Origin of the sequence: Aeromonas sp. LsrichE-8G (assembly GCF_022869435.1) — a bacterium.
Lineage (GTDB): Bacteria > Pseudomonadota > Gammaproteobacteria > Enterobacterales > Aeromonadaceae > Aeromonas > Aeromonas caviae.
In genome coordinates this window covers 26,515-52,622 of sequence record NZ_JALIHH010000007.1, presented here as the reverse complement: position 1 = coordinate 52,622, position 26,108 = coordinate 26,515, and the positions used below count along the sequence as shown (strand labels likewise).

Here is a 26,108-nt window from a genome sequence, read left to right as displayed (position 1 = left end):
TTCCTGTCAAGACTAATAATAAAGTGAGTCAAATCGGAGGTTCTATGAATGAAGTGCTACTGGCTATGGCGGCCGGCTTTATCGTTGGGGTGTTGTTTTCTTTCCTCAAGTTGCCGATACCGGCGCCGCCCGTCCTCTCCGGCGTCATGGGGATCGTGGGGGTCTATCTGGGGGGCATTGCCTACTCCTGGATCCTGACCCGCTTCTTCTCTTAAGCGCCTTCCAGCGCTGGATTTGCCGGGTGTGAGGTACCTCTGAAATTGGCAAATCCGGCTTGCAAACACGGGGTATCTCGGCTGAAATAGGCGATGCCAGCAGGGTGCTGGCATTGACTAATGCCCGGTGAATCCGGGTGTTGGCGGTCAAATGGAATTGATTGGGAAGTCGGGTCTGCGTAGTCGGCCTTTCTCAAGTCTTCATGGAACCAAGTCCGCACTTTTGTAAGAAAGTGACAGGGCTCTTGCCTTATTTGCAGCCGTATTGCCTGTGCATTTGCGCTGCAATTCCATATCCCGTTGCTCCGGGAACGTCTCTGCCGACCCTTGGTGTTCGGTGAAGCCGATCGCGGGTGATGGGGCTTAACAAGACTTTGGAGACATAGCATGACTGATCTGAAAGTGGCCGCCCAACGTGCCCTGAACCTGATGGACCTGACCACCCTGAACGATGACGACACCGATCAGAAGGTGATCGACCTGTGCCACAAGGCCAAGTCTCCGGCCGGCCTGACCGCCGCCGTCTGCATCTACCCCCGTTTCATCCCCATCGCACGCAAGACCCTGCGTGACATCGGCGCCGCCGACGTGCGCATCGCGACCGTGACCAACTTCCCCCACGGCAACGACGACATCGAGATCGCCGTGGCCGAGACCCGCGCCGCCGTGGCCTACGGTGCCGACGAGGTGGACGTGGTCTTCCCGTACCGCGCCTTCATGGCCGGCAATGAACAGGTCGGCTTCGATCTGGTCAAAGCATGTAAGGAAGCCTGCGGCGCCAAGGTACTGCTGAAAGTGATCATCGAGACCGGCGAGTTGAAGGAAGAGGCGCTGATCCGTCGCGCCTCCGAGATCTCCATCGACGCCGGTGCCGATTTCATCAAGACCTCCACCGGCAAGGTGCCGGTCAATGCGACCCCGGAAGCTGCCCGCATCATGATGGAAGTGATCAAGGCCAAGAACCCGAAAGTGGGCTTCAAGCCGGCCGGTGGCGTGAAAGACGCCGCCGTGGCGGGTCAGTACCTGGCCATGGCCGAAGAGATCCTGGGCAAGGACTGGGTATCCGCCCGCACCTTCCGCTTCGGCGCCTCCAGCCTGCTGGCCAGCCTGCTGGCGACCCTGGGGCATGGCGACAAGCCTGCTAATACCAGCGGTTACTAAGCGGTGGCAGGGGGCGGTGCGCCGCCCCCTTCCGGATCTGGTTCGGTCTGTGTTCGTGCGTGATGCACGGAGGGAATGAAAGATGTTTTTGCCTCAAGAAATTATTCGCAAGAAGCGCAACGGTGAAGCGCTCAGTACCCAAGAGATTCAATTCTTCGTCCAAGGCATAACCAACAACACCATCGGTGAGGGGCAGATCGCGGCCCTGGCGATGGCGGTCTACTTCAAGGACATGACCATGGATGAGCGGGTTGCCCTGACCTGCGCCATGCGCGACTCCGGCATGGTATTGACCTGGGATCACCTCAACCTGGGCGGCCCCATCGTCGACAAGCACTCCACCGGCGGTGTGGGTGACGTCGTGTCCCTGATGCTGGGCCCCATGGTCGCTGCGTGCGGCGGTTTCGTGCCCATGATCTCCGGCCGTGGTCTCGGCCACACCGGCGGTACCCTGGACAAGCTGGATGCCATCCCCGGCTACCAGACCTCGGTCGACAACGACCGCTTCCTGAAAGTGGTGAAAGAGGCGGGTGTCGCCATCATCGGCCAGACCGGCGATCTCGCCCCGGCGGACAAGCGTATCTATGCGGTACGGGATATCACCGCCACCGTCGAGTCCATTGCCATGATCACCGGCTCCATCCTCTCCAAGAAGCTTGCCTCCGGGCTCGAAGCGCTGGTGATGGACGTGAAGGTGGGCTCCGGCGCCTTCATGCCGACCTTTGAAGCCTCCGAGGAACTGGCCAAGAGCATCGTCGCCGTGGCCAACGGGGCCGGCTGCCGCACCTCTGCACTCCTGACCGACATGAACCAGGTGCTGGCCTCCAGCGCCGGCAACGCCGTGGAAGTGCGCGAAGCGGTGCGCTACCTGACCGGTGAGTATCGCAACCCGCGCATCCACGAAGTGACCATGGCCCTGTGCGCCGAGATGCTGATCTCCGCCGGTCTTGCCAGCGATGACGGCGATGCCCGCACCAAGCTGCAGGCGGTGCTGGACAATGGCAAGGCAGCCGAGATCTTCGGGCGCATGGTGACCGGCCTCGGTGGTCCCGCCGACTTCATGGAGCGCTACGACGCCTACCTGCCCAAAGCCGCCATCGTGCGCCCCGTCTACGCGGCCCACAGCGGATTCGTCACCGCCATGGACACCCGTGAACTGGGCCTGGCGGTGGTCGCCATGGGCGGTGGTCGCCGCGCCGCCGCCGACAAACTCGATTATGCGGTCGGTCTGACCGACTTTATCCGCCTGGGTCAGAGCGTCGATGCTGACAAGCCGCTCGCCCTGATCCACGCTCAGACAGAAGCTCAATTTGCCGAGGCTGCCCGCATGGTGCAGGCTGCCGTGAAGATCGGCGACACCCGACCAGAGGCGCTGCCCGAGGTTTACCGTCGCATCGGTCTGGCTGATTTGTAACAAGGGGAAGTCCCATGAAACGTACCTTTATTCTGATGATGGACTCTTTCGGTATTGGTGCTGCCGCCGATGCCGACAAGTTCGGCGACGTGGGTGCCAATACCCTTGGCCATATCGCCAAGGCGTGCGCCGCCGGTGAGATCGAGGGCCGTGGCGCTCTCAACCTGCCAAACCTCAGCAAGCTGGGTCTGGGCCACGCGGGCGAACTCGCCAGCGGCACCTTCCCGGCCGGACTGAACAAGGATGTCGAGGTGATCGGTGCCTACGGCTTTGCCCAGGAGCTCTCCTCCGGCAAGGACACCCCGTCCGGTCACTGGGAGATTGCCGGCGTGCCCGTCTTGTTCGAGTGGGGTTATTTCCACGACCATCACAACAGCTTCCCGCAGGAGCTGCTGGATGCCATCGTCGAGAAGGCCGGTCTGCCCGGGTATCTGGGCAACTGCCACGCCTCCGGCACCCAGGTGCTGGACGATCTGGGCGAAGAGCACATGCGCACCGGCAAGCCGATCCTCTACACCTCCGCCGACTCCGTGTTCCAGATCGCCTGCCACGAAGAGACCTATGGCCTCGAGAAGCTCTATGAGCTGTGCCACATCGTGCGCGAGCTGCTGGAGCCCTACAACATCGGCCGCGTCATCGCGCGTCCGTTCGTGGGCAGCGGCAAGGGCAACTTCAAGCGCACCGGCAACCGCCACGACTACTCCGTGCTGCCGCCGGCGCCGACCGTGCTGGACTACATGAAGGAAGCGGGTGGCCAGGTGGTCTCCATCGGCAAGATCGCCGACATCTATGCCCAGCAGGGCATCACCAAGCAGGTGAAGGGGACCGGTCTGACCGAGCTGTGGGACAGGACTCTGGAAGAGGTGAAAGCGGCCGGTGACCAGACCATCGTCTTCACCAACTTCGTGGACTTCGACTCCTCCTACGGTCACCGCCGTGACGTCAAGGGCTACGCCGATGCGCTGGAGTACTTCGACTCCCGCCTGCCGGAGCTGTTCGACCTGCTGCAGGATGGCGACGTGGTGGTGCTGACCGCCGACCACGGCTGTGACCCGACCTGGAGCGGTACCGACCACACCCGCGAATACATTCCGGTACTGTTCTACGGCAAGCCGGTCAAGGCGGGCTCCGTCGGTCGTCGCGAGACCTTCGCCGACATCGGCCAGAGCATCGCGGCCTACCACGGCCTGCCCAAGCTGCAATACGGTACCAGCTTCCTGTGATGGTGACCCCGGGCCGGTTCGCCTGCCCGGGGTGCCACAGGGCCCCGGTTTCCTGTAATGTACCGCCGCCGCGCAGGCAGCGGACAATCCATAAAGACAATAAAACTCAACCTAGTGTGAAGGAATAAAGAGAATGGCAACTCCTCATATCAATGCGAAAGATGGCGCCTTTGCTGATACCGTGCTGATGCCGGGCGACCCCCTGCGTGCCAAGTACATCGCCGAAACCTTCCTGGAGAACGTCGAGCAGGTGTGCGACGTGCGCAACATGTTCGGTTTCACCGGCACCTACAAGGGTCGTCGCATCTCCGTCATGGGTCACGGCATGGGCATCCCGTCCTGCTCCATCTACGCAAAAGAGCTGATCACCGACTACGGCGTGAAGACCCTGATCCGCGTGGGCTCCTGCGGTGCCGTGCGTGAAGACGTGAAACTGCGTGACGTGGTGATCGGCATGGGTGCCTGCACCGACTCCAAAGTGAACCGTCTGCGCTTCAAGGACCACGACTTCGCCGCCATCGCCGACTTCGACCTGGTGGCCAATGCCGTTCAGGCCGCCAAGAACAAGGGTGTGGCCGTGCGCGTGGGCAACATCTTCTCCGCCGATCTGTTCTACACTCCGGACCCCTCCATGTTCGACGTCATGGAAAAATACGGCATCCTGGGTGTCGAGATGGAAGCTGCTGGTATCTATGGCGTGGCCGCCGAGTACGGTGCCAAGGCGCTGACCATCTGCACCGTCTCCGACCATATCCGTACTGGTGAGCAGACCACCTCCGAAGAGCGTCAGCTGACCTTCAACGACATGATCGAAATCGCGCTGGACTCCGTCCTGCTGGGTGACAACTGATCCCCCTCGCGCATAAAAAAACGGCGGCCCTCGGGCCGCCGTTTTTTTATGCGAAGCACGGTCAGAGATCGAGGGCGAAGCGCCCCTTGCCCGACTGCTTGGCCTGGTACATGGCGGCATCGGCCCGGTGCAGCAGATCATCGATGTGACAATACTGGCCCGATTGGCAGAGGGCGCCTCCTATGCTGCCGGCAAGGGGCAGCCGGTGACCGGCCACGTCCCCAGGAACCGCCATGGCCGCCAGCAGCCGCTCGCACAGGGCGGGCAGCTCCAGTTCCGGCTGGCGCAGGGCGGGCAGTATGATGGTGAACTCGTCGCCGGCCAGGCGCGCCACCATGTCCCCCGGGCGCACCTCGGCACTCAGCACCTGGGCGAAGCGTTGCAACAGGGCATCGCCGACGTGGTGTCCCAGCCTGTCGTTGATCCCCTTGAAGCCGTCGAGATCGAGGAACAGCAGGCCCAGGGGTTCGGCATTCTGGCGCACCCGCTCCAGCTCCCGGGAGAGGCGCAGGGTGAAGGCGCGCCGGTTGGGCAGGCCGGTGAGGGGGTCGTGAGCCGCCTCGTGTTCCAGCTGGCTTTGCAGCGCCTTGAACTCGGTGATGTCGCTGCCGAGGATGTAGACCCCGGGCTCGTCGCCCCGGCTCGGGATCATGGTGATCCTGAGGTCGCGTCGGCCTATGGGGAGATCGAAACGGTGCTCGAAACTCACCTGCTCACCGGCGAGGGCCTTTGCCACATAGGCCATGGCCCTGCCGTGGGCCTCCTCGCCGATGACGTCCCGCACGCTCATTTCCCGCATCTGTTCGGTATCGAGCCCGAAGTAGCGGCAATAGGCCTGGTTGGCGAACAGGTAACGCCCCTCGGGCGACACCATGCTGATGGTGACCGGCAGGCCATCGGTGATGGCCCGCAGTCGGGCACGGCCACGCTCGATCTCCGCGAGCACCTGGCGGCGGGCCGTGATGTCGTGCAAAAACAGGGCGATGCGCACCTTGCCGTCGAACTGGTAACGCTCGGCAATCACCTCGACCGGGATGTGCCGGCCTGTGCGGGTGATGATGTCGCACTCCAGCCGCCGTGGCGGACTCTGCGGGTTGCCTGACAGGCTCAGCAGGGGATGCTCGGCGCCGAGCAGCCCGAAGAGGGGACGGCCCAGCATCTCGTCGGCGTGCCAGCCGAGCAGGGTGGTGGAGGCCGGGTTCCAGCCTGTGATGATGAAATCGGCATCGAGCTCGAGGAAGGCATTGCTGGTGTGCTCCAGCATGTGCTGCAAGCGGCGCTGCTCCTGCCACAGCTGCTGCTGCATGGCGCCGCGCTCGCGCATCTCCTGATGCAGCTGTTCCACCGTGCGGGAAAGCTCCCGGGTCCGTGACTGCACCTGCTGCTCGAGCCCTTGCTGCAGCCGCACGAGTTCGGCCTCGGCCTGTTTGCGCTCGGTGAGGTCGGCAAACACGGCGATCATGTGGGGGGCCATGGTGCGGCTCTGGCAGAGGGTCACGCTGAGCTGGACCCAGCACTGGGTGCCATCGGCCCGGATCATCCGCTTCTCCAGCCGGTAATCCTGCCGTTGCCCCGCGATCAGGGCATCGAACAGGGGCTGCTCCCGTTGCAGATCTTCGGGATGGGTCATGGCGAGCCAGGTCCGGCTCAGCATCTCATGCTCGCTGTAACCGAGCAGCCGCTCCAGCCCCGGGTTGGCCCGCAGCCACTTGCCTTCGAGGGAGGAGAGGGCCATGCCCACCGACGACTGGTTGAAGGTGAGGGTGAAGAGATGCTCCTTGTCTTCCAGCACCTGATTGAGGGTGCGCACCTGGTGGCGCCGCTCCAGATCGTGCAGGGTGTTCTCCACCAGGCGGCCGAAGTCGTCGAGATCCCGGCAGGCATCTTCGTCGAGATGGCGCGGCACATGGTCCACCAGGCAGAGGGTGCCGAGCACCACGCCATCGAGGGCGCGCAGGGGTCGGCCGGCGTAGAAGACCACACCGGGATCATCGGTCACCAGCGGATTGTCGGCAAAGCGGAGATCCCGTCTGGCATCCGGTACCTGCATGATGTCGGGGCGCAAAATGGCATGACCGCAGAAGGAGTGCTCCCGGTTGATCTCGCACATATCGACCCCGGTGCGGGCGAGAAACCACTGCCTGTTCACGTCGGTCAGGGAGACCATGGCGATGGGGAGTGCGAAATGCCTGGTGATGAGCCGGGTGAGGCGATCAAGCTGATCGATGGGCTCGTGGTCGAGCAGGCCGAGGATGCGCAGTCGTTCCAGTCGACTGTGTTCATCCAGCGGTAAGGGGGGGGCAATCATGTGGCTCTCCTGCCAGTGATCTTGCCAGTGTTATATACAAGCCGGAGGATGTGATCCACTCCCGCTTATTGCGGAGCGGCGGGTTTGCTCTGTTTCTTGTGCTTGCGCACCCGCATGTAGTTGCGACGGACCCCGTAGGAGATGAGCAGGCCGGCCAGCAGCATCACCAGCAGCATCAGGCGCTGTTTCTCCTGGTTGACCTTGAGATGGGTATCTTGTGCGGCCAGCAGTTTCTGCTCTTCCAGGGTGATCCTCAGATAGCCCAGGGTCAGGTTTCCGTCCTGGATCTCCTGGACGAACTGGATGCGCCCCTTGCCCTGCTCCGGCAGGGATTTGTTGTCGCTGCCGATGGGCAGCAGACTGTCCAGCGGCAGGGCGTTGTCCGACTGGGCGAGGGGAATGCCGCGGGCGTCATAGAGGGTGACATCCAGAATGTCAGGCTCGGCGGCCAGATCCTGCGCCAGTCTCTCCAGTTCGCTCTCCTTGTCCTCCTTGATCCAGCGGCGCATGTCCCGGGCGGCATAGGCGACCAGCGCCTGTGCCCTGTCCCGTGCCGCCGCGTGCAGGGCGGCCTGGCTCTCTCCCTGCATGTGGATGAGCAGCACCAGCACCCAGAGACCGAGCAGGACTCCCGCCGCCAGGCTGACAACACGTTTGATGGGAAGATGACGCACAGAACCGGGCCTCTGGTAATGGATGAGCGGGGCTGGCTGGTGCCCCGGTGCCGCGAAGCGGGAAACAGGGTGGTCTGTTTCCATGTCTGCCCGCACCGCAGGCGGGATCTTGGCGCTTGCCTGTACAAAAAGCAATACGCTACTCTGGGCCCGCATGATGAACCCCATGATTTCCAAGGAAGGCGTCTCTCTTATGTTGTTGTCCCAACTTCCCCGCTCCCTGCACGACTGGTCCGGGGCCCTGAGCTGTGCCCCCTGCTGGCAGCTCACCAACGAAGCCCTGCTGCCCGCGGCCAACGCCCATGACAGCGCCTGGATTGTCCTGTTTGGCAAGGGGCTGGAGGCCGGTCATCTGGCCCGCCTGGCCCAGCAGCTGGATGCCCTGGGGCTCGAGGCCAGCCTCTATCCCGCAGGGGAGCAGGCCGGTATTCCGCTGCTGCTGCTTGGCACCAACCGTTTCTCCCCCGAGCTGGTGCAGGCGCTCAAAGCCCAGGAGTGGGACATCGACCTGTGTCATCTGGCCGCCCTGCCCACCCTGAGTGAGCCCGGTCTGCTGGTGATGGACATGGATTCCACCGCGATCAGGATAGAGTGCATCGACGAAATCGCGCGGCTGGCCGGGGTCGGTGAGCAAGTGGCGGCCGTTACCGCGGCGGCCATGCAGGGCAAGCTGGAGTTTGCCGACAGTCTGCGTGCCCGGGTGGCGCTGCTGGAAGGGGCGCCGGTCACCATCCTCGACGAGGTGGCGGCCGACATGCCCTGGATGCCGGGCCTGCCACTCATGGTCGATGCCCTCAAGCAGGCTGGCTGGAAGGTGGCGATCGCCTCCGGTGGCTTCACCCGCTTTGCTGGCGAGTTGCAGCGTGCTCTGGGTCTGGATGCCATTTTCGCCAACGAGCTGGCGGTGGAAGGGGGCTTGCTGACCGGCAAGGTGAGCGGCCCCATCGTCGATGCCGCCGCCAAGGCCGAAGCACTGCAACAGCTGGCCTCGGAGTACGGGGTGGTTGCATCCCAGACGGTTGCGGTCGGCGATGGTGCCAACGATCTCAAGATGATGGCGGTGGCGGGGCTTGGCATTGCCATTCATGCCAAACCCCTGGTACGTGCCCAGGCGGCGGCGACCCTCAATCACCACGATCTGGAAGGGGTGCTCTGCCTGCTCGGCGCCCTGGCTTGTCGCGACCGACGCTGGTGCTGATCCCGCTCAAGGAGGAGCCGATCACGAGATGGAACTGTTACAGCAATCCCTGTTTGTCCCCTGCGGTGAGCATCGACTCCATGTGCGCCATATCCAGCCCGGTGTCGCGGTGCATGCCGACCCCATCCTGATGGTGCACGGGGCCATCGAGAACGGCCGCATCTTCTACACCGAATCGGGCAAGGGGCTTGCCTGCTTTCTGGCTCGCCACGGGTATCAGGTCTATGTGGCGGATCTGCGTGGTCGGGGTCTGAGCACACCGACCATCGCCGAGCGGGCCGGTCACGGTCAGCATGAGCTGATCACCGAGGATCTGCCCGCCCTGCAGCGCTGGGTATCAGCCCGCCATGCCGGCGCCCGGGTGCACTGGATGGCCCACTCCTGGGGCGGCGTCATCATGGCCTCGACCCTGGTGCGCTTCCCCGAGCTGGCGGAGCAGGTTGCCAGCCTGGTGTTCTTCGGCACCAAGCGGGGGGTCTCGGTGCAGAACCCGGAGCGCTGGTTGAAGGTGGATCTGATCTGGAACCGGCTCGCCCCCTGGCTTGCGCGCCGCCGGGGATTTCTGGCCGCCCGCCGGTTGAAGATAGGGGCCGATGATGAGCCCCTGCGCTACCTGCAGGAGACCATCCCCTGGGTCAAGTGCGGGCCCTGGCAGGATCCCTTTGACGGCTTCGCCTATGACGAGGCGGCGAGCCGGGTCAACTGGCCCCCTCTCTGGATGATCTCCGCCAAGGCGGACAAGGTACTTGGCCACCCCGTCGACGTGCGCCGCTTCAGCGACGAGATGGGCTCGGCCGCCCGCCACACCCGCCTTGGGCGGGACAACGGCAACCGACTCGATTACGACCACATCAATATGTTGACGGCCCCCCAGGCACAGGAGGATCACTTCCCCGACATCCTCGCCTGGCTGCGCAACCCCCAGGCTGCCTGATAGACAAAAAACGGGCACTTGCGTGCCCGTTTTTTGTTGTCTTCCTGCCCTGCTGGCTAGCGGGGCCCGGATGGTATGCCAAGGCGGAACAGGGTCGCCTCGGTGGTATCGGTCAGTTCACCCACGCCCACGACACTCCAGAGCTCCTCTTCCAGCTTCTTGGCCTTGTGAATGGCGAACTTGGCGATGTAGTCCAGTTCACCCGCGATGAAGCTGGTGTCCGGGCGGCCGGTGCGCGAAATACCCACCAGTACCGAATAGAACTCTCCCTGTTGCCGGGCCAGCTCGATGAAGCGGCGCTTTTGATCCGGTGAGCTGAAGCTGCTGGCCAGGTGGCTGCGAAACAGGGGTGTTCCCCCCTGGGAGTGGAGGGCGGCGATGTAGACCTCCTCCTCTTCCGGCTTGTCTTCCCGCTCGATGGCGCGCAGGGGATTGAGCAGCAGGGCCTTGAGCAGTGCCCCCTGGAACAGGGGATACAGGTTCAACTGCTGATCCTGCTCGGCACAGATGCGCAGCAGACGGGAAAGGCTGCGTGGCTGTGGCGAGAGGCCGGCCGCGGCCAGTTTCGGGGCGGCCTTGAGCTTGTTCACATAGACTGGGGTGTTGAACAGGTGGTGGGTGTAGAGGTTGCGCAGCGCCCTGGCCATGCCGCGATAGCGATTGAACTCCCGGGTGGTCTTGAGTTTGTTCTGGTTGCTTTCGATAAGCAGGCTGAAGAACTGGTGGCCGGTATGGCGCTCGGCCGTCCCCTCGATGCACAGATGCAGCACGGTTCTGCTCAGGTTGAGGCTGACCAGCCGATAGGGCAGGCGTTGCAGGTCCATGTTCCTGGCGAGCTCCTGCAAGCGGGGCAGAGCCACCGTGATGATGTCTCCCTTCTCCCCGTCGAACGGTTCCTCCAGCTCGATTTGCATGCCGTGGGCCGAGATGTCTCGGGTCCAGCCGACCCAGGATCGCTCCTTGTGATGCAAGACGATGGCCGTCTTGTGCATGTAGCGCGCCTCCTTGCGCAGTTGCACATAGTGCAGCGTCTCTATCTCGAAGGGGGCGGCATGGATGTCATGGCCAAAGCGCTGCAAGGCGTTGGCGTTGAGCGGCTCCTGACCCGTCTCTCGCTGGAACTCGTCACGCTGGTTGTCCAGGTTTATCTCCTGCAGCATGCCCACGTATCCGAGCTGGGCCAGGCGCTCGCGCAGCAGCCTGTCCTGCAACTGGCTCGCCCCGCCCTGGGGGTTGTCGAGGTCGGCCTCCCGCAGGGTGCAGGCTTCCATGCTGAACTTGTACACCCGCCAGCTGGGGCGGCGGGCGCCGATCTGGAAGAAGAGCGCGGTCAGTCCGCTCTGTTCCAGCTCCTCCCGGGTCGCGGAGAAGAAGTAGAGGTGGCTTCGTACCGCATGGGTAAAGCTGTAGATCAGCGTCTCGCGCAGCCCCTCTTTGCCTGGGAGCAACGAGGGCATGCGGGCCGCAGTGAAGAGGCTGGCGAGCATGTCGCGGTTCTTGGCGTCGCGCCAGTATTCGAGAATGTGCTGGTTGTTCTCGGTGCGCAGGGCGATCTCGAGGGCGGGGATGCTGCCCTTGCCGAAATAGAGGGGCATGCCGGTCATGCGCGGCAGATAGAACTGCTCATACCCCTTGATGACGGCGGCGGAGAGCAGGTAGTCGACGCTGACGCGATAGCGGCTGCGGTTGCGCTCGATGAAGTCGCGCAGGAACTCGTCGAACACCGGATGCTCGCCGTTCTTGAGCAGCCTGAGCCAGAATTTGTCCTCTTTTCTCTCCTCCCCCAGGATCTGGTAGCTGACCGGGTCACGCAGCAGGGGATGGGGATGATCGCGTTCCAGTCCGGTGAAGAAGACGGCTATCAGGTCGCCTGTCTGGTAGTCGGGCAGATAGGGCACGGATACCCGGATGCCGCCGAGGGAGATGTCGGAGCTCTTGGCGAGGATCTTCTCGCCGTTGGCGAGCTGGAGCACCATGGGAGAGCTGAAGTGCATGCGCTCTTCCTGTCGCCCGTAATGGCTGGCGAAGGGGATGGCGCTGACATCGAACGGACGAAACGGGCTGATGGGCAGTGCCAGATTGTCGCTGCGCCCCTGGTTGAGTTTGTACCAGGCTTGCAGCGCCTTGTAGACCCCCAGGGTGTAGCTGTCCCGGTAGAGGTAGCACTGGGATTGAAACAGCTCGATGGCCTCGGCGGGCATGAAGTGGGTCACCCCGTCGAACTCATGCACCTGACAGAGGGCGCCCAGCTCGTTGCGCATGTCGATGACGCGCCGGCAGGGGGTGCACTTGCGTTTGAGTTCCATCTTCAGCAGGAACCGGCTGTTGGTATTTTCGTTCTGGGTCAGACGGTTGAAGATTTCGTCGAAGTCCTTTTCCCGGAGCAGGGGGACAAGTTGTTCTATCAGATGTAGTGGTTGTTCTGAATCCATGTATTCCTGCCGCGGAAAGTCACTTTTCCGATTCTGGGTTTGATCTGCCGGTCGCAAACAAGTATATCAAGCAGGAATTCATCCTGTCCCCGAGTTATCCATGGCCAAAAACAAAACCGCCTATGTTTGTTCCGAATGTGGAGCCGACTTCACCCGCTGGCAAGGTCAGTGCAGCGAGTGCAAGGAGTGGAACACCATCACCGAGGTGCGACTGGGGGTGACGACACCCGGCAAGAGTGCTCGCTATACCGGTTATGCGGGCGCCGTCGGCAGCCAGGTGCAGACCCTGGCGGAGATCGCCACCACGGAGATCCCCCGTTTCAGCTCGGGCTTCAAGGAGCTGGACCGCGTACTCGGTGGCGGCGTGGTCCCCGGTTCGGCCATTCTCATCGGCGGCAACCCCGGGGCCGGCAAATCGACCCTGTTGCTGCAGACCATGTGCGGCTTGGCGCAGCGCATGAAGACCCTCTATGTGACCGGTGAGGAGTCACTGCAACAGGTGGCGATGCGGGCCGGTCGGCTGGGTCTGCCCACGGACAAGCTGCGCATGTTGTCCGAGACCAGTGTCGAGCAGATCTGCCTCATCGCCCAGCAGGAGCAGCCTCAGATCATGGTCATCGACTCCATCCAGGTGATGCACGTGGCGGATGTGCAGTCCGCGCCGGGGTCCGTCTCCCAGGTGCGGGAGTCGGCGGCGCTGCTGACACGCTATGCCAAGCAGAATCATGTGGCCATCTTCATGGTGGGCCACGTCACCAAGGACGGCACCTTGGCGGGTCCCAAGGTGCTGGAGCACTGCATCGACTGCTCCGTGCTGCTGGATGGCGGGCACGACTCGCGTTTTCGCACCCTGCGCTCCCACAAGAACCGCTTCGGTGCGGTCAACGAACTGGGGGTCTTCGCCATGACCGGGCAGGGAATGAAGGAGGTGAGCAACCCTTCCGCGATTTTCCTCAGCCGCGGGGAGGAGCAGGCTCCGGGCTCCATAGTCATGGTGATCTGGGAAGGCACGCGCCCCCTGCTGGTGGAGTTGCAGGCGCTGGTGGATTATTCCCAGCTCTCCAATCCGCGCCGGGTGGCGGTGGGGATGGACCACAACCGTCTCGCCATGCTGCTGGCGGTGCTGCATCGTCACGGCGGGTTGCAGATGGCGGATCAGGATGTGTTCATCAACGTGGTGGGTGGCGTCAAAGTCGAGGAGACCAGCGCGGATCTGGCGCTGCTGCTGGCCATGGTGTCGAGCTTCCGGGATCAGGCCCTGCCCAAGGATCTGGTGGTCTTTGGCGAGGTGGGGCTCTCCGGCGAGATACGGCCCGTGCCCTCGGGTCAGGAGCGACTGCAGGAGGCGGCCAAGCACGGTTTCCGCCGAGCCATCGTCCCGCATGCCAATGCGCCCAAACATCCCATCGAGGGGATGGAGGTGGTGCCGGTGAAGAAACTCTCCGATGCCCTTGAGGCCCTGTAATCGACCATGAAAAAGGAGCGTATGGACGCTCCTTTGTTTTTCTGCCCGCCCGCTCAGGATTCGGGGGGGACGTGGTCTCGGTGCTCTTGCAGCAACTGCTCCAGCTCACGATGGAGCAGTTGCTCCTCTCCGATGTTCAGCTCGATCATCCGCTTGAGGTGAGTGGCGCTGTCGATGTCGATGTGGTGGCAGTAAAACCCCAGCTTCTTGCTGGCTTCGTGGGTCAGCTCGACCTGCATCTTGATCTCGATGTCGCTGCCCCCGAGCACGAAGCAGATTTCGTACTCCTTGTCCTCGCTGGCGACCCAATCCTCGGGTCTGAGCAGCAGGGCTCCCTGCAGGGAGACATCGACCAGCTGGGTGCGCCACTGGTGTTCACCCTGGGTGAGCTTGGCGGCGGTCAAATAGAAAATCCGAGTAAAGTGGCGGCGCTCGGCCATGGTCGTCTCCGGTCTACGTGCGAGCAAGATGCTCATCCTTCATGTTGCAGAGTGTAATCCAGCTGGCACGCCAGGATATTGAACTGGCTCCGATATTGAATATCAGACCTGCTGATGGCTGAGGGATTCCACCACCTGCAGCGCCTTGACCAGCCGATCCTCCTGTTTGAACCTGTCCTCCAGCACGGGGCCGAGCTGGTTCAGATCCTCGTCCAGTTGCAGCAACTGGGCTTCGTCGGCGTTGCTGTACTTGTCGTTGAACTCCAGCGCGAATTCGGTACAGGCACGGATATGGGGGTAGATGCGCTTGGCCAGCTCCAGTTTGTCCCCGCTGGCTTGCTCAAAGGCGGTGACGACGTGGTTGTAGATCTCGAAATGGCCTGCGCTGACGTAATCGACCAGTTGTTCGCAAAAACGTTGCAGTTCGACGTGACCTGGGAGGGTGCGTTGCTTGCACTTGGCGGGCATGAGGCCTGCCAGTCGCATGTACTCGACCAGCAACGCCTGTCTGGCATCCAGCCAGTCATCTATTGCTCTGTGCTTGCCTGCCAGTGCGCGCTTGGTTTTTTCCAGTTCAGTTAACATAGTCCCTCCATGGGCATGGCATGCGGCTCTCGGGTCGCATGCCTTCGGTCATTCTCATCGACTGACGACACTCCTATAACTAGGGAAAATCCAGTTGACCGTCAATAGGAGTGTAGGGATATTGTTACATCAGGCGGGGATTTGCATGCCTCTCCCCACCGGTACTTCGCATCCTGTCGCCCATCCAGGGGACAAGGGGGCGATATATGTGACTATTTCCGCAGATCTTGATGAAAACCCCAGCATTCAAGCCAATCCGGCTGATAAAGCCTTTGCCTGAGTGTTTTTTTTTGAATAGAGTGGCCCGGTGCTAAATGCCCGATCATAAAGGAAATGTTATGAACAAAGCTCAACTTGTCGATGCAATTGCCGCCAAAGCAGACCTGAGCAAAGCTCAGGCCAAAGTCGCTCTGGAAGAGATCATCAATGGTATTACCCAGAGCCTGAAAGAGGGCGATGCCGTTCAGTTGGTGGGTTTTGGTACCTTCAAGGTCAACCATCGCGCGGGCCGTACCGGTCGCAACCCGCAAACCGGTAAAGAGATCCAGATTGCAGCCGCCAATGTGCCGTCCTTCGTGGCTGGCAAGGCGCTGAAAGACGCCGTCAAATAAGATCGTCTTGTAATCAAATGAAACCCGGCTTGTGCCGGGTTTTTTCTTGCCATCTTCGTCAAAATTTGTTTCAGATACACTCAGAATATGGCATGCGCTGTAGCGAGGTGGATATGGAACAGAAAAATGCCATTCGGCAGGTAGCCGTCCCCTGGGCACCCTCTCGTCAACTCCCTCCCGGCCTGGTCGTGGCCGAACTGCATCAGGATATCTGGAGCGACACCCTGACCGTCATGCTGGGGCGTGCTCGCAGCATCGATCTGCCTCCGTTGCCCCTGTGCCGGGTGAGTTTTCGCCACATCTTCGCAGTGCGGGTGATGGAGGATTGCGATCTGGCGGAGGGGCGTGACAGCCACGTCATCGAGGAGCAGATCCAGCTCATCACCCCGTCCCGTTTCGCCAGCTGGTTCCATCAGGAATCCGATGGACTGCACCTGGATGAAGATTTGCAGCACTACCGCATCTCGACCTGGGATTACTGCGCCGATGTGCTGACCTCTTCTCCCCCTGAACTCCAGTTCATGGTTCAGGAAGAGTAAGCCAGACTGTCGGGTCACCTCCGTGGTGACAAAAAAGCCGGCGCAGGGGCGCCGGCTTTTTCTTGTTCGGGAGCGTGGGGCGCTTAGCCCAGGATCTGGTCCCGGTGCAGCCCCAGCACGATCAGCAGCCCGATGAAATAGAAGGCGCTGAGCTTGATGCCGAGAATGGTGAGCAGGCCGGCGCACAGACGCACCAGGGCCTTGTGCAGCCAGGATCCGGTGAAGCGGTACATGATCACTCCACCGCGTCGGCCGGCGCGAACTCCGGCACCTTGGCCATGGCGTCCAGCACCACTTGAATGTCGGCCCCCGGTTTGCAGGCATTCTCGCTCAGATGGCGACGCCAGGCGCGCGCCCCCTGCATGTTCTGGAACAACCCCAGCATGTGGCGGGTCATGTGGGAGAGGTAGTTGCCCTTGGCCAGCTCTTGATCGATGTAAGGCAGCATCATCCGCACCACCTCGTGGCGGCTCGGAACTACACGGTTCTCGCCGAACACCAGATTGTCCACCTGGGCCAGAATGTAGGGGTTCTGGTAGGCTTCGCGGCCCATCATGACCCCGTCGAGGTGCTGCAGATGTTCAAGAGTCTGTTCCAGACTGGTCACCCCGCCGTTGATGACAATGGTCAGATCCGGGTAATCCTGCTTGACCTGGTAGACGCGAGGATAATCGAGGGGCGGGATCTCGCGGTTCTCTTTCGGGCTCAGGCCGCTCAGCCAGGCCTTGCGGGCGTGGACGATGAAGGTATCGCAACCGGCGTTCCGTACCTGCTCGATGAAGGCCTGCAAGAACTCGTAGGAGTCTTGCTCGTCGATGCCGATACGGGTCTTCACGGTGACCGGAATGTCGACTACGTCGCGCATTGCCTTGACGCAATCAGCCACCAGCGCGGGTTCGCCCATGAGGCAGGCGCCGAAGCGGCCGTTTTGCACCCGATCGGAAGGGCAGCCGACGTTGAGGTTGACCTCGTCATAGCCGCGCTCCTCGGCGAGCCTGGCGCAGCGGGCCAGGTCTGCCGGGTTGCTGCCACCCAGTTGCAGGGCGAGAGGGTGTTCCTGCTCGCTGTAGCCCAGATAGTCGCCCTTGCCGTGGATGATGGCGCCCGTGGTCACCATCTCGGTATAGAGCAGGGTCTGGCGGGTCATCAGACGGTGGAAACAACGGCAATGCCGATCGGTCCAGTCCAGCATGGGGGCGATGGAAAAGCGCTGCGCCTGCATAAAAATCATCCGGGTTGGCCAAACAAGGGGCGGGATTCTATCACAACGTGAGACAGCCCCAGAAAATGAATTTTGTCGCCGCGCACTGGGGGCCCTGTGATAGTATCCGGCTAATTGACAGGGTATCTGCGTGAACATGAATCAAGACCAACTTCTACAACGAGCGGAACGCCTCTGCGAGCAGCGAGGGATCCGTTTCACCCCGACACGGCGCCAGGTGTTCCAGCTGCTTGCCGCCCACGGCAATGCCATCAGTGCCTATGATTTGCTGGCCCAGTTGCAGCAGACCGAGGCTCATGCCAAACCGCCTACCGTCTATCGGGCGCTCGACTTCCTGCTCGAACAGGGCTTTGCCCACAAGGTGGAGTCGCTCAACGCCTTCATCTTCTGCTGCCACTTCGACCATGCCCACCCGATGCAACTGCTGATCTGCGATCGTTGCGGTGAGGTAGTGGAGCTGCACGATCCCGCCATCGACGGCGCCTTTTCCGAGCAGGCTCATCAGCATGGTTTTACTATTACCAACAAGACCATAGAAGCCCATGGTCAATGTGCCCGCTGTTCCGTTACCGTAGGAAGTCAAGATGAAGGCTGATTTTGTAAACCCGTTCCTGCTCTCCCTGCTCAACGTGCTCTCCACCATGGCACAGCTGGAACTCAAACCGGGCGCGCCCAAGCGCAAGACGGACGAGCTGGCTCGGGGAGATGTCTCCGGCCTGATTGGCATGGTGGGTCCGCAGACCCGGGGTTCCCTCTCCATCAGCTTCGAGAAGGGGCTGGCACTGGAGATCATGCGTCGCATGCTGGGGGAGGCGCCGGCCACCATCAACGAGGAAGTGACCGACATGGTGGGCGAGATCACCAACATGGTGACGGGCGGCGCCAAACGCATGCTGGGGGAGAAGGGCTATGAGTTCGACATGGCGACCCCGGTCATCGTCTCCGGTCCCAATCACACCATTACTCACCGGGCCGACGGCGCCAAGATCATGATGCCGTTCGAATCGGAGTATGGCCGTGCCACCATCGAGATCTGCTTCGAGTAATCGCCATGTGGAAGATGCTGAAATGGAGTGTCATCGGTGGGGTGGTGCTGCTTATCCTGTCGGATATCGAGATCAGCACCTCTCTTTACAAGTACGAAGACAACCGCGTGGAGATCAACTTCCCGCGCTGGCAGGCTGACCAGCCCTGGGGCACCCTGCGCTGGCATGCGGGCCGGTTTGAGCATCACTGGTACGGTCTTGCAGGCAAACCCAAGCCCGCAACCGTACTCTGAGGAGCGCTCTCCACAACGGATGGACCAGATTGCACCAACAAAAAAGAGGCCAGCGAATGCTGGCCTCTTTATTTGGTCAAGATCTGTTATCAGGCCGCTTCTGCAGCCAGCTTGCCATTGCCACGCACCATGACACCGAGGCCACAGGCCAGCAGGGTCGGCAGCAACCAGGCCAGGCCCTTGTCAAACAGCGGCAGGAAGGCGAACGCATCCATCTTCATGCCGGCGGCGCCCAGGCCGTCCAGGCAGCCGAACAGGAAGGCGACCAGCAGCACGGAGCGGAACACCAGGCGGGGGCGACCGAAGTAACCCTTCAGGAAGGTGACCAGCACCAGCGCCACGGCAACCGGGTAGATGGCGACCAGCACCGGAATGGAGAGGCTGATGAGCTGGCTCAGGCCCACGTTGGCCACGACGCCGCAGATGACACCCAGCAGCACGACCAGCTTCTTGTAGCTCATGCCGGTCAGGTTGTGGAAGAAGTCGGAGCAGGCGGAGATGAGGCCGACGGCCGTGGTGAAGCAGGCCAGGGTGATGATGGCAGCCAGGATGAACTGACCCGGTTGGCCGAACAGGCTCAGCACGTAGGCGTTGACGATGGCACCGCCGTTGCTCACGTCGGTGGCGACGCCGGCAGCGGTGTTGCCCAGCTGGAACAGGGAGACATAGACCACGGAGAGACCGATGGCGGAGATGATGCCCGCGATGGCCAGGTACTTGAACTGGCTCTGGTAGTCATGGATGCCTTTCTGGCGCAGCAGGTCGACGATCAGGGCGCCGAACATCAGGGACGCCAGGGTGTCCATGGTGTTGTAGCCTTCCAGAATGCCCTTCACGAAGGGGGTGCTCTGGTAGTCACCGGATGCGGCAGGCATGCTTCCTTGCGGTGCGACGAAGACTCCGATGGCCAGGGTCAGCAGCAGCAGCATCAGCAGCGGGGTCAGGTACTTGCCGATGGCATCCATCAGCTTGCCCTGGTTGAGGGAGACCAGGATGGCCACGCCGAAGAACAGTACTGTGTAGGCAGCCAGACCGGATGGTCCCATGTCGCCAAGGAAGGGCTTGAGGCCCATCTCGTAGGCCACCAGGCCGGTACGGGGGGCGGCGAAGGCCGGGCCGATGATGATGTAGATGGCGACGGCCAGTGCGGTGGCCACGCCGGCCGGCAGCAGCTTGGTCATGCCGGCCCAGCCGTTGCCAGCCTTGGCGACGGCGATGATGGTGATGAGGGGCAGGCCCACGGCGGTGACCAGGAAGCCCAGCATGGCCAGGGAGAGGTGCTCACCCGCCATGAAGCCGGCCAGGGGCGGGAAGATGATGTTGCCTGCGCCCAGATAGAACGCAAAGGTCATGAAGCCCAATCCGAGTACATCGGACAATGTGAGTGATTTCGTCAAGTTCAACCTCGTCTGTCTTGTAAACTATTGCTTGTTATAGTTTTTTATTTGTCAGTGACCGGCACTTTCCGGGGGTAAAAAAAAGAGCCCCGCTGGTTTTTTCATCGCGACCAGTGGTTTGAACTGGTCTTGAGCGGGCGCTCATTTAGCAGTCAGCATAATGATGTGAAAAAATAGTTCAAGGCAAAATTTACATCTTCAAATAGAAGGGGCTGGTTAGTTGGATATATCTGTCGGAATAGCCTCCCGTGGCAGAATGGATCACAATTTCACCCCTCTCACACTTGTTTAATCCTCTGCCAAGCAGCAATAAAACACGATTTGCCTCTTTCCCCTCTCTGGTAGTAACAGCCAGATAACAACGCTCATACAGATCATAACTCGACGAAATGCATAAAATTTCATCCGCCATCGCCGTGGGCAGCACCAGGGCCAGTTGCCCGGTACGGCTCAACAGGCGATCGCTGGCGGCCAGCAATCCTCTGGGGTCGAGCCCCCCGGTATGACGGGCCAGAGCCCTGGCCGGATCGCGGAGTGTCTGGCCTGCCGGGAAATAGGGCGGGTTGGAGACGATGAGATCGTAAGGGGGGGCGAGGTGATCCTGAATGGCGCTCTCTATGATGGTGACCCGCTCACGCCAGGGGGAGGCCGCCACATTCTCCTGGGCCTGCATGGCTGCATCCTTATCCAGCTCCACCCCGTCTATGTGGCAGTCGTTCGTGCTGCGCTGGGCCAGCATCAGGGCGATGAGGCCGCTGCCGGTGCCGATGTCCAGCACCCGACGGGCGTTGTCGACCGGCGCCCAGGCTCCCAGCAGAATGCCGTCCGTACCGACCTTCATGGCGCAGCGGTCGTGATCGATGTGAAATTGCTTGAACGTGAAACCGTTGTTGCGCCCCATTCGGCCCTCCTCCTGTGCCTGCCCGCGGAAAATGGCCGGCGATTATAGCGGCTAAGCCACAGTCACCATAGGAGCCGGCGGCATAATCGCCTATAATCTGCCGCTTCCTTAATGACCGAGTATTGCCATGAGCCAGTCCTTTGATGATTTCGACCTGAATCCAGCCCTCAGTCGGGCCTTGGCCGAGATGGGATTCACCCGCCCCACCACCATCCAGCAGATGGTGCTGGAGCCAGCCCTGGACGGCCGCGATATTCTGGCTTCTGCGCCGACCGGAACCGGCAAGACCGCCGCCTTCCTGCTGCCCGCGATGCAGCACCTGCTGGACTTCCCGCGTCGCAAGCCGGGTCCGTGCCGCATGCTGATCCTGACTCCGACCCGCGAGCTCGCGCTGCAGGTGAGTGCTCACGCCAAGGCCCTGGCGGTGCACACCCATCTCAGCATCGAGACCATCATCGGTGGCGTCAGCCATGAAGAGCAGCTGCCTGCCCTGACCAAGACCACCGACATCGTGGTGGCCACCCCGGGCCGTCTGCTCGAGTACATCGAGAAAGAGGAGTTCGAGAGCCATGACATCGAGGTGCTGGTGCTGGATGAAGCGGACCGGATGCTGGACATGGGCTTCATCAAGGACGTGAACCGCATCGTGGAAGAGGCGCGCTACCGCAAGCACACCATGCTCTTCTCCGCCACCCTGGAAGGGGCCGGCCTCGAGAAGTTTGCGAGCGAGATCCTCAAAGACCCGGTTGAGCTGCACGCCGAGCCGCCCCGCAGCGAGCGCCGCCCCATCACCCAGTGGATCCACCTGGCCGATGATGCCGCCCACAAGCTGGCTCTGCTGGTGCACATCCTGAAAAACCCGGAAACCCAGAAGGCCATCATCTTCGTCAAGACCCGTGAGCGACTGGCGGAGCTTTCCGGCCAGTTGCAGGCGGCAGGCGTGCCCTGCGCCTGGATCCGTGGCGAGATGGAGCAGGCCAAGCGCATCGAGTCTATCCGCAAGTTCCACGAAGGGGAGGTGCCCTTCCTCATCGCCACCGACGTGGCCGCCCGCGGCATCGACCTGCCGAACGTCAGCCATGTCATCAACTACGACATGCCCTACGGCGCGGATGTCTATGTGCACCGCATCGGTCGTACCGGTCGTGCCGGCAACCGTGGCTGCGCCATCAGCCTGGTGGAAGCTCACGACATGGCCATGGTCGCCAAGATCGAACGCTACACCGAGGAGCGCCTCAAGCGCCGGGTGATCGATGAGCTGCGCCCCAGACACAAGGAAGCACGGGTGCCGGTGAAGAAGAAAAAGCCGAAGGATGCCAAGAAGTCGGCAAAGAAGAAAAAGAAGTAATGCCCCCGAGCACAGTTGAAACGGCCATCCCAGGATGGCCGTTTTGCTGTCTGCTGTCTGCTGCCTGGGGAGTGCCCTGAGAGAGGCGCAGAAAAAAGCCGACGCAAGGACGTCGGCCAACAAAAAGTGCTTACAACAGAGGATTCACAGAGTCAGACCCGAGGATCTCCGACTTGGTTCCCTTGAATGTGTAATTAATTTTCAGCGCGCTTGAACATCAGGGTATTGACGTCGGACTCTTCCGGTACGAAGTAGTAGCCGTCGGCATTGAAACCGGTCAGCTGTTCCACCCGGGTGAGCCGATGCTTGATGATATGGCGTGCCATCATGCCGCGGGCCTTCTTGGCGTAGAAGCTGATGATCTTGAACTGGCCGTTCTTCTCGTCCTTGAAGACCGGGGTGATGATGCGCCTCTGCAGGGCTCTCGGGCGCACCGACTTGAAATACTCGTCGGAGGCGAGGTTGATCAGCACGTCGTCCCCCTGGGCCGCCAGCGCCTTGTTCAGGTGCTCAGTGATGATGTCGCCCCAGAACTGGTAGAGGTCCTTGCCGCGCGGGTTGTCGAGGCGGATCCCCATCTCCAGGCGGTAGGGCATCATGAGGTCAAGCGGCCGCAGCACGCCATAAAGGCCGGAGAGCATGCGCAGGTGGGCCTGGGCGAAGTCGAGGTCGGCCTCGCTGAAATCTTCTACGGCCAGACCGGTGTAGACGTCCCCCTTGAAGGCCAGCAGCGCCTGGCGGGCGTTGGCCGGCGTGAAGTCAGGCTGCCACTCGGCAAAGCGGGCGGCGTTGAGGCCGGCGAGCTTGTCGCTGATCTTCATCAGGCTGGCGATCTGGTCCGGGCTCAGTTGACGAGCCCGGGTGATCAGTGCTGCGGAGTGGTCCAGCAGTTCGGGTTGGGTGAAACGGGAGGTCACCAGGGGTGACTCGTAATCCAGCGTCTTGGCCGGGGAAACCACAATCAGCATAACTGTCCTTTACTAGCGGTGACGCACGCCCCTCATTCATCCAGGGTCACGTTGTCGAGAGTGCCTGCGCCCAGCTGCTCGCGACCCGACAGCTTGATGAGCAGTCGCAGGTCGTTGGCGGAGTCGGCATGGGCAAGGGCCTCACTGTAGCCAATTTGGCCGGCGCAGAACAGGCCGAACAGCGCCTGATCGAAGGTCTGCATGCCGAGCTCGCCGGATTTGGTCATCACCTCCTTGAGTCTGTGCATCTCTCCCTTGCGGATGATGTCGGTGACGAGCGGGGTGTTGAGCAGGATCTCGAAGGCGGCGACCCGGCGCTGCCCGTGAGCGGAGGGGAGCAGCTGCTGGGCGACGATGGCGCGCAGGTTGAAGGAGAGATCGAACAGGAACTGGCGGTGCTTCTCCTGGGGGACCAGATGCAGGATGCGATCCAGCGCCTGGTTGGCATTGTTGGCGTGCAAGGTGGCGAGGCAGAGGTGCCCCGTCTCGGCGAACTGGATGGCGAACTCCATGGTCTCCTGGGAGCGGATTTCACCGATGAGGATGACATCCGGGGCCTGGCGCAGGGAGTTTTTGAGGGCGACATCGAAGGATGCGGTGTCGATCCCCACCTCCCGCTGGGTCACCAGACAGCGATCGTGCTGATGGACGAACTCCACCGGATCCTCCACCGTCAGGATGTGGCCGTCACCGTGCTGGTTGCGAAAGCCGATCATGGCCGCCTGGGTGGTGGACTTGCCGGCGCCAGTGGCGCCGACGAAGAGCACCAGCCCGCGTTTGGCCATGGCGACCTCCTGCAGGATGGGAGGCAGCACCAGCTCGTTAAAGGTGGGGATGCGGGTCTCGATGCGGCGCAGCACCATGCCCGGCATATCCTGTTGCCAGAAGGCGCTGACCCGAAAGCGCCCCAGCGAGCCTCGCTGGATGGCGTAGTTGGCCTCGCGGGTGTGCAGGAAGCGCTCGAAGTGGGTCTCGTCCAGGCTCTCCCTGATCAACGCCAGCGCCGTCGTCTTGTCGAGGGGAGCCGGTCCGAGCGACACCAGACGCCCGTTGACCTTGAGGGTCGGGGGGGCATCGACCGTGATGAAGAGATCCGAGCCCTTTTGTTCAACCAGTGCGGCGAGCAGAACATCCATGTTCATGGCGACTCCTTGGGTGTGCGAGCTTAAATGGTATTGGGATCGACCGCCTTGGCCTTGGCATCGAGGGAGGCGACGACCCCCCGGTTGACCAGCTGCTTGAGGCTCTGGTCCATGGTCTGCATGCCGTGGGTCATCCCGGTCTGGATGACGGAATAGAGCTGGGCCACCTTGTCTTCCCGGATGAGGTTTCGCACCGCCGGGATCCCCAGCATGATCTCGTGGGCCGCCACCCGGCCGCCACCGATACGCTTGAGCAGGGTCTGGGAGATGACCGCCCGCAGGGATTCGGAGAGCATGGATCGCACCATGTCCTTCTCCGAGCCGGGGAAGACGTCGATGATACGGTCGATGGTCTTGGCAGCCGAGGAGGTGTGCAGGGTGCCAAACACCAGGTGACCGGTTTCGGCGGCGGTCATGGCGAGGCGGATGGTTTCGAGGTCCCGCATTTCACCTACCAGGATGATATCCGGGTCTTCCCGCAGGGCCGAGCGCAGGGCGTTGCTGAAGCTCTTGGTGTCGCGGTGTACTTCCCGCTGGTTCACCAGGCAGCGCTTGTTCTCGTGCACGAATTCGATGGGATCCTCGATGGTGAGGATGTGGTGGTGGAAGTTGTCATTGATGTAATCGACCATGGCGGCCAGGGTGGTGGATTTGCCCGAACCGGTGGGTCCAGTCACCAGCACCAGGCCGCGAGGGTACTCCGCTATCTTGCGAAATATCTCCGGCGCCCCCAGATCGTCCAGGGTCAGAACGGTGCTCGGGATGGTACGAAACACGGCGCCCGAGCCGCGCGCCTGCTGGAAGGCATTGACCCGAAAGCGTGCCATGCCGGGTACTTCGAAGGAGAAGTCCACCTCGAAGTTCTCCTCCAGCTCCTTGCGCTGGTGGTCATTCATGATGTCGTAAATGAGAGCATGGACTTCCCGGTGATCCAGGGCGGGCAAATTGATCTTGCGAACCTCCCCATCAACCCTGATCATCGGGGGGACCCCGGCCGAGAGGTGTAGATCCGAGGCCTTATGCTTTACACTGAATGCCAATAACTCTGTGATATCCATAGATTTGTTATTCTCCCATCACAAGATTACGAACGAAATATGAGCCAGATTGCCCAGCACCTGCTTCAGGTAAAGGAACGTATTGTAGAGGCTGCCCGGCGTGTTGGCCGCAGCCCAGATCACATCCAGTTGCTTGCTGTCAGCAAAACCAAGCCGCTGTGGGACATTCAGGCTGCCTATGCCGCCGGTCAGCGGCGCTTTGGCGAATCCTACGCCCAGGAGGCCGCGCTCAAGATTGATGCCTTGCGCGAGCAGAACGCCTGTACAGACATAGAGTGGCACTTTATCGGCCCGCTGCAATCGAACAAGTCCAAGCTGGTGGCGGAGCGGTTCGACTGGGTTCAAAGTGTCGATCGCGACAAGCTCATCGAACGCCTCAACAACCAGAGACCGAGTGGGCTCGCGCCGCTAAATATCTGTCTGCAAATCAATATTAGCGGAGAGAGCAGCAAATCCGGTACGTCGGAGCAAGAGATTTTCCGCCTGGCCTCCCTGGTGGCCCAGAGCGAGCGGCTGCGGTTGCGCGGCCTGATGGCCATCCCCGAGCATACCCGCGACGAGGGGGTGCTCGCGGCCCAGATGGCGCGCATGCAGGCTCTGTTCACCGAGCTTGCGCAACAATACCCGAGCGTCGACACCCTTTCGATGGGGATGACCGAGGATCTCGAGCCGGCCATTGCCCATGGCAGTACCATGGTGCGGGTCGGGACCGCCATCTTCGGGGCCCGCGACTATTCATGAGCA

The 26,108-nt window shown here is 61.8% G+C and carries 27 protein-coding genes; 15 read left to right on the top strand and 12 right to left on the bottom strand.

The window, feature by feature from the left end:
- Positions 1 to 44: 44 nt before the first annotated feature.
- The 5 genes from MUW49_RS02225 to deoD all read left to right on the top strand — a co-directional run bounded on the left by MUW49_RS02225 (position 45) and on the right by deoD (position 4,863).
- On the top strand, positions 45 to 215 hold the full coding sequence (locus MUW49_RS02225; protein WP_010673027.1) for a DUF1427 family protein: 171 nt from the start codon (positions 45 to 47) through the stop codon (positions 213 to 215).
- Positions 216 to 602: 387 nt separating this feature from the next.
- Complete coding sequence (gene deoC / locus MUW49_RS02220; RefSeq protein ID WP_039039946.1) at positions 603 to 1,376, top strand: deoxyribose-phosphate aldolase; 774 nt, start codon at positions 603 to 605, stop codon at positions 1,374 to 1,376.
- A gap of 82 nt (positions 1,377 to 1,458) precedes the next feature.
- Positions 1,459 to 2,790: a thymidine phosphorylase gene (deoA, locus tag MUW49_RS02215; RefSeq protein ID WP_043153005.1), complete on the top strand. Its 1,332-nt coding sequence runs from the start codon at positions 1,459 to 1,461 to the stop codon at positions 2,788 to 2,790.
- Positions 2,791 to 2,804: 14 nt separating this feature from the next.
- Positions 2,805 to 4,013, top strand: coding sequence for a phosphopentomutase (locus MUW49_RS02210; RefSeq protein WP_039039948.1), 1,209 nt, complete (start codon positions 2,805 to 2,807; stop codon positions 4,011 to 4,013).
- A 133-nt stretch (positions 4,014 to 4,146) separates the two neighbouring features.
- Positions 4,147 to 4,863, top strand: a complete 717-nt coding sequence (deoD, locus tag MUW49_RS02205) for a purine-nucleoside phosphorylase (RefSeq protein ID WP_005341325.1) — start codon at positions 4,147 to 4,149, stop codon at positions 4,861 to 4,863.
- 61 nt (positions 4,864 to 4,924) lie between these two features.
- Here deoD and MUW49_RS02200 read toward each other — a convergent pair whose 3' ends face one another.
- Positions 4,925 to 7,171 carry a PAS domain S-box protein gene (locus MUW49_RS02200; RefSeq protein WP_043153008.1) on the bottom strand — a complete coding sequence of 749 codons (2,247 nt, stop codon included), beginning with the start codon at positions 7,169 to 7,171 and terminating at the stop codon, positions 4,925 to 4,927.
- A 65-nt stretch (positions 7,172 to 7,236) separates the two neighbouring features.
- Positions 7,237 to 7,845 (bottom strand): AhpA/YtjB family protein, encoded by a 609-nt coding sequence (locus tag MUW49_RS02195; protein ID WP_010673032.1) that lies wholly within the window; start codon positions 7,843 to 7,845, stop codon positions 7,237 to 7,239.
- A 193-nt stretch (positions 7,846 to 8,038) separates the two neighbouring features.
- On the opposite strand from MUW49_RS02195, the gene serB reads away from it, so the two are divergent.
- Together serB and MUW49_RS02185 are read left to right on the top strand one after the other, a co-directional pair.
- Positions 8,039 to 9,043: a phosphoserine phosphatase SerB gene (gene serB / locus MUW49_RS02190; RefSeq protein ID WP_043153011.1), complete on the top strand. Its 1,005-nt coding sequence runs from the start codon at positions 8,039 to 8,041 to the stop codon at positions 9,041 to 9,043.
- A 28-nt stretch (positions 9,044 to 9,071) separates the two neighbouring features.
- A complete protein-coding gene (locus MUW49_RS02185) occupies positions 9,072 to 9,977 on the top strand; it encodes an alpha/beta fold hydrolase (protein ID WP_041214455.1) in 906 nt (301 codons plus the stop codon).
- 56 nt (positions 9,978 to 10,033) lie between these two features.
- Here the strand turns inward: MUW49_RS02185 and MUW49_RS02180 are convergent, their stop codons facing one another.
- A complete protein-coding gene (locus MUW49_RS02180) occupies positions 10,034 to 12,409 on the bottom strand; it encodes a PilZ domain-containing protein (RefSeq protein WP_113978592.1) in 2,376 nt (791 codons plus the stop codon).
- 100 nt (positions 12,410 to 12,509) lie between these two features.
- Between MUW49_RS02180 and radA the strand changes: the two genes are divergently transcribed.
- On the top strand, positions 12,510 to 13,874 hold the full coding sequence (gene radA, locus MUW49_RS02175) for a DNA repair protein RadA (RefSeq protein ID WP_010673036.1): 1,365 nt from the start codon (positions 12,510 to 12,512) through the stop codon (positions 13,872 to 13,874).
- 53 nt (positions 13,875 to 13,927) lie between these two features.
- On the opposite strand, the gene MUW49_RS02170 is transcribed toward radA, so the two are convergent.
- Positions 13,928 to 14,314, bottom strand: a complete 387-nt coding sequence (locus MUW49_RS02170) for a PilZ domain-containing protein (protein ID WP_029313755.1) — start codon at positions 14,312 to 14,314, stop codon at positions 13,928 to 13,930.
- 102 nt (positions 14,315 to 14,416) lie between these two features.
- Positions 14,417 to 14,899 carry an Rsd/AlgQ family anti-sigma factor gene (locus MUW49_RS02165; protein WP_029313757.1) on the bottom strand — a complete coding sequence of 161 codons (483 nt, stop codon included), beginning with the start codon at positions 14,897 to 14,899 and terminating at the stop codon, positions 14,417 to 14,419.
- A 338-nt stretch (positions 14,900 to 15,237) separates the two neighbouring features.
- Here MUW49_RS02165 and hupA point away from each other — a divergent pair, with 338 nt between their 5' ends.
- Both hupA and MUW49_RS02155 read left to right on the top strand, forming a co-directional pair.
- Positions 15,238 to 15,510: a nucleoid-associated protein HU-alpha gene (hupA, locus tag MUW49_RS02160; RefSeq protein WP_005305063.1), complete on the top strand. Its 273-nt coding sequence runs from the start codon at positions 15,238 to 15,240 to the stop codon at positions 15,508 to 15,510.
- Between the two features lie 113 nt (positions 15,511 to 15,623).
- A complete protein-coding gene (locus tag MUW49_RS02155) occupies positions 15,624 to 16,049 on the top strand; it encodes a hypothetical protein (protein ID WP_029313758.1) in 426 nt (141 codons plus the stop codon).
- Positions 16,050 to 16,132: 83 nt separating this feature from the next.
- Here the strand turns inward: MUW49_RS02155 and MUW49_RS02150 are convergent, their stop codons facing one another.
- On the bottom strand, positions 16,133 to 16,282 hold the full coding sequence (locus MUW49_RS02150; RefSeq protein WP_080944170.1) for a hypothetical protein: 150 nt from the start codon (positions 16,280 to 16,282) through the stop codon (positions 16,133 to 16,135).
- Positions 16,283 to 16,284: 2 nt separating this feature from the next.
- Entirely contained in the window at positions 16,285 to 17,271 is a 987-nt protein-coding gene (dusA, locus tag MUW49_RS02145) for a tRNA dihydrouridine(20/20a) synthase DusA (RefSeq protein WP_043153017.1), read from the bottom strand.
- 136 nt (positions 17,272 to 17,407) lie between these two features.
- Between dusA and zur the strand changes: the two genes are divergently transcribed.
- The 3 genes from zur to MUW49_RS02130 are packed head-to-tail and all read left to right on the top strand — an operon-like array spanning position 17,408 to position 18,550.
- Positions 17,408 to 17,866 (top strand): zinc uptake transcriptional repressor Zur, encoded by a 459-nt coding sequence (zur, locus tag MUW49_RS02140; protein ID WP_043153132.1) that lies wholly within the window; start codon positions 17,408 to 17,410, stop codon positions 17,864 to 17,866.
- Complete coding sequence (locus tag MUW49_RS02135; protein ID WP_010673043.1) at positions 17,856 to 18,317, top strand: chemotaxis protein CheX; 462 nt, start codon at positions 17,856 to 17,858, stop codon at positions 18,315 to 18,317. The genes zur and MUW49_RS02135 overlap by 11 nt, the downstream gene beginning before the upstream one ends.
- A gap of 5 nt (positions 18,318 to 18,322) precedes the next feature.
- Positions 18,323 to 18,550: a hypothetical protein gene (locus tag MUW49_RS02130; RefSeq protein ID WP_039039956.1), complete on the top strand. Its 228-nt coding sequence runs from the start codon at positions 18,323 to 18,325 to the stop codon at positions 18,548 to 18,550.
- Positions 18,551 to 18,639: 89 nt separating this feature from the next.
- Here the strand turns inward: MUW49_RS02130 and brnQ are convergent, their stop codons facing one another.
- Positions 18,640 to 19,947 carry a branched-chain amino acid transport system II carrier protein gene (gene brnQ, locus MUW49_RS02125; protein ID WP_043153135.1) on the bottom strand — a complete coding sequence of 436 codons (1,308 nt, stop codon included), beginning with the start codon at positions 19,945 to 19,947 and terminating at the stop codon, positions 18,640 to 18,642.
- A gap of 190 nt (positions 19,948 to 20,137) precedes the next feature.
- Entirely contained in the window at positions 20,138 to 20,848 is a 711-nt protein-coding gene (locus tag MUW49_RS02120) for a tRNA1(Val) (adenine(37)-N6)-methyltransferase (protein WP_043153021.1), read from the bottom strand.
- 127 nt (positions 20,849 to 20,975) lie between these two features.
- Between MUW49_RS02120 and srmB the strand changes: the two genes are divergently transcribed.
- Positions 20,976 to 22,196 (top strand): ATP-dependent RNA helicase SrmB, encoded by a 1,221-nt coding sequence (gene srmB, locus MUW49_RS02115; protein WP_041210934.1) that lies wholly within the window; start codon positions 20,976 to 20,978, stop codon positions 22,194 to 22,196.
- A 194-nt stretch (positions 22,197 to 22,390) separates the two neighbouring features.
- Here the strand turns inward: srmB and yaaA are convergent, their stop codons facing one another.
- Genes yaaA through tapT form a run of 3 tightly spaced genes read right to left on the bottom strand, consistent with a single transcriptional unit; the run spans position 22,391 to position 25,364 of the window.
- Positions 22,391 to 23,164, bottom strand: coding sequence for a peroxide stress protein YaaA (gene yaaA / locus MUW49_RS02110; RefSeq protein ID WP_161470418.1), 774 nt, complete (start codon positions 23,162 to 23,164; stop codon positions 22,391 to 22,393).
- A 32-nt stretch (positions 23,165 to 23,196) separates the two neighbouring features.
- Positions 23,197 to 24,306 carry a PilT/PilU family type 4a pilus ATPase gene (locus tag MUW49_RS02105; RefSeq protein ID WP_161470417.1) on the bottom strand — a complete coding sequence of 370 codons (1,110 nt, stop codon included), beginning with the start codon at positions 24,304 to 24,306 and terminating at the stop codon, positions 23,197 to 23,199.
- A gap of 23 nt (positions 24,307 to 24,329) precedes the next feature.
- Positions 24,330 to 25,364, bottom strand: coding sequence for a type IVa pilus ATPase TapT (gene tapT, locus MUW49_RS02100; RefSeq protein WP_010673050.1), 1,035 nt, complete (start codon positions 25,362 to 25,364; stop codon positions 24,330 to 24,332).
- A gap of 39 nt (positions 25,365 to 25,403) precedes the next feature.
- Between tapT and MUW49_RS02095 the strand changes: the two genes are divergently transcribed.
- Positions 25,404 to 26,105, top strand: a complete 702-nt coding sequence (locus MUW49_RS02095) for a YggS family pyridoxal phosphate-dependent enzyme (protein ID WP_244812362.1) — start codon at positions 25,404 to 25,406, stop codon at positions 26,103 to 26,105.
- The last annotated feature ends 3 nt before the right edge of the window (positions 26,106 to 26,108 follow it).

Excerpts from the sequence above, each read along its gene's own strand:
- hupA (WP_005305063.1), top strand. The coding sequence starts at position 15,238 with ATGAACAAAGCTCAACTTGTCGATGCAATTGCCGCCAAAGCAGACCTG.
- deoC (WP_039039946.1), top strand. The coding sequence starts at position 603 with ATGACTGATCTGAAAGTGGCCGCCCAACGTGCCCTGAACCTGATGGAC.
- radA (WP_010673036.1), top strand. The coding sequence starts at position 12,510 with ATGGCCAAAAACAAAACCGCCTATGTTTGTTCCGAATGTGGAGCCGAC.
- MUW49_RS02105 (WP_161470417.1), bottom strand. The coding sequence starts at position 24,306 with ATGAACATGGATGTTCTGCTCGCCGCACTGGTTGAACAAAAGGGCTCG.
- MUW49_RS02185 (WP_041214455.1), top strand. The coding sequence starts at position 9,072 with ATGGAACTGTTACAGCAATCCCTGTTTGTCCCCTGCGGTGAGCATCGA.
- dusA (WP_043153017.1), bottom strand. The coding sequence starts at position 17,271 with ATGCAGGCGCAGCGCTTTTCCATCGCCCCCATGCTGGACTGGACCGAT.
- MUW49_RS02170 (WP_029313755.1), bottom strand. The coding sequence starts at position 14,314 with ATGGCCGAGCGCCGCCACTTTACTCGGATTTTCTATTTGACCGCCGCC.
- yaaA (WP_161470418.1), bottom strand. The coding sequence starts at position 23,164 with ATGCTGATTGTGGTTTCCCCGGCCAAGACGCTGGATTACGAGTCACCC.
- MUW49_RS02155 (WP_029313758.1), top strand. The coding sequence starts at position 15,624 with ATGGAACAGAAAAATGCCATTCGGCAGGTAGCCGTCCCCTGGGCACCC.
- MUW49_RS02095 (WP_244812362.1), top strand. The coding sequence starts at position 25,404 with ATGAGCCAGATTGCCCAGCACCTGCTTCAGGTAAAGGAACGTATTGTA.
- MUW49_RS02165 (WP_029313757.1), bottom strand. The coding sequence starts at position 14,899 with ATGTTAACTGAACTGGAAAAAACCAAGCGCGCACTGGCAGGCAAGCAC.
- MUW49_RS02225 (WP_010673027.1), top strand. The coding sequence starts at position 45 with ATGAATGAAGTGCTACTGGCTATGGCGGCCGGCTTTATCGTTGGGGTG.
- MUW49_RS02150 (WP_080944170.1), bottom strand. The coding sequence starts at position 16,282 with ATGTACCGCTTCACCGGATCCTGGCTGCACAAGGCCCTGGTGCGTCTG.
- zur (WP_043153132.1), top strand. The coding sequence starts at position 17,408 with ATGAATCAAGACCAACTTCTACAACGAGCGGAACGCCTCTGCGAGCAG.
- srmB (WP_041210934.1), top strand. The coding sequence starts at position 20,976 with ATGAGCCAGTCCTTTGATGATTTCGACCTGAATCCAGCCCTCAGTCGG.
- MUW49_RS02120 (WP_043153021.1), bottom strand. The coding sequence starts at position 20,848 with ATGGGGCGCAACAACGGTTTCACGTTCAAGCAATTTCACATCGATCAC.
- MUW49_RS02180 (WP_113978592.1), bottom strand. The coding sequence starts at position 12,409 with ATGGATTCAGAACAACCACTACATCTGATAGAACAACTTGTCCCCCTG.
- MUW49_RS02200 (WP_043153008.1), bottom strand. The coding sequence starts at position 7,171 with ATGATTGCCCCCCCCTTACCGCTGGATGAACACAGTCGACTGGAACGA.
- deoA (WP_043153005.1), top strand. The coding sequence starts at position 1,459 with ATGTTTTTGCCTCAAGAAATTATTCGCAAGAAGCGCAACGGTGAAGCG.
- deoD (WP_005341325.1), top strand. The coding sequence starts at position 4,147 with ATGGCAACTCCTCATATCAATGCGAAAGATGGCGCCTTTGCTGATACC.
- tapT (WP_010673050.1), bottom strand. The coding sequence starts at position 25,364 with ATGGATATCACAGAGTTATTGGCATTCAGTGTAAAGCATAAGGCCTCG.
- MUW49_RS02130 (WP_039039956.1), top strand. The coding sequence starts at position 18,323 with ATGTGGAAGATGCTGAAATGGAGTGTCATCGGTGGGGTGGTGCTGCTT.
- serB (WP_043153011.1), top strand. The coding sequence starts at position 8,039 with ATGTTGTTGTCCCAACTTCCCCGCTCCCTGCACGACTGGTCCGGGGCC.
- MUW49_RS02210 (WP_039039948.1), top strand. The coding sequence starts at position 2,805 with ATGAAACGTACCTTTATTCTGATGATGGACTCTTTCGGTATTGGTGCT.
- MUW49_RS02135 (WP_010673043.1), top strand. The coding sequence starts at position 17,856 with ATGAAGGCTGATTTTGTAAACCCGTTCCTGCTCTCCCTGCTCAACGTG.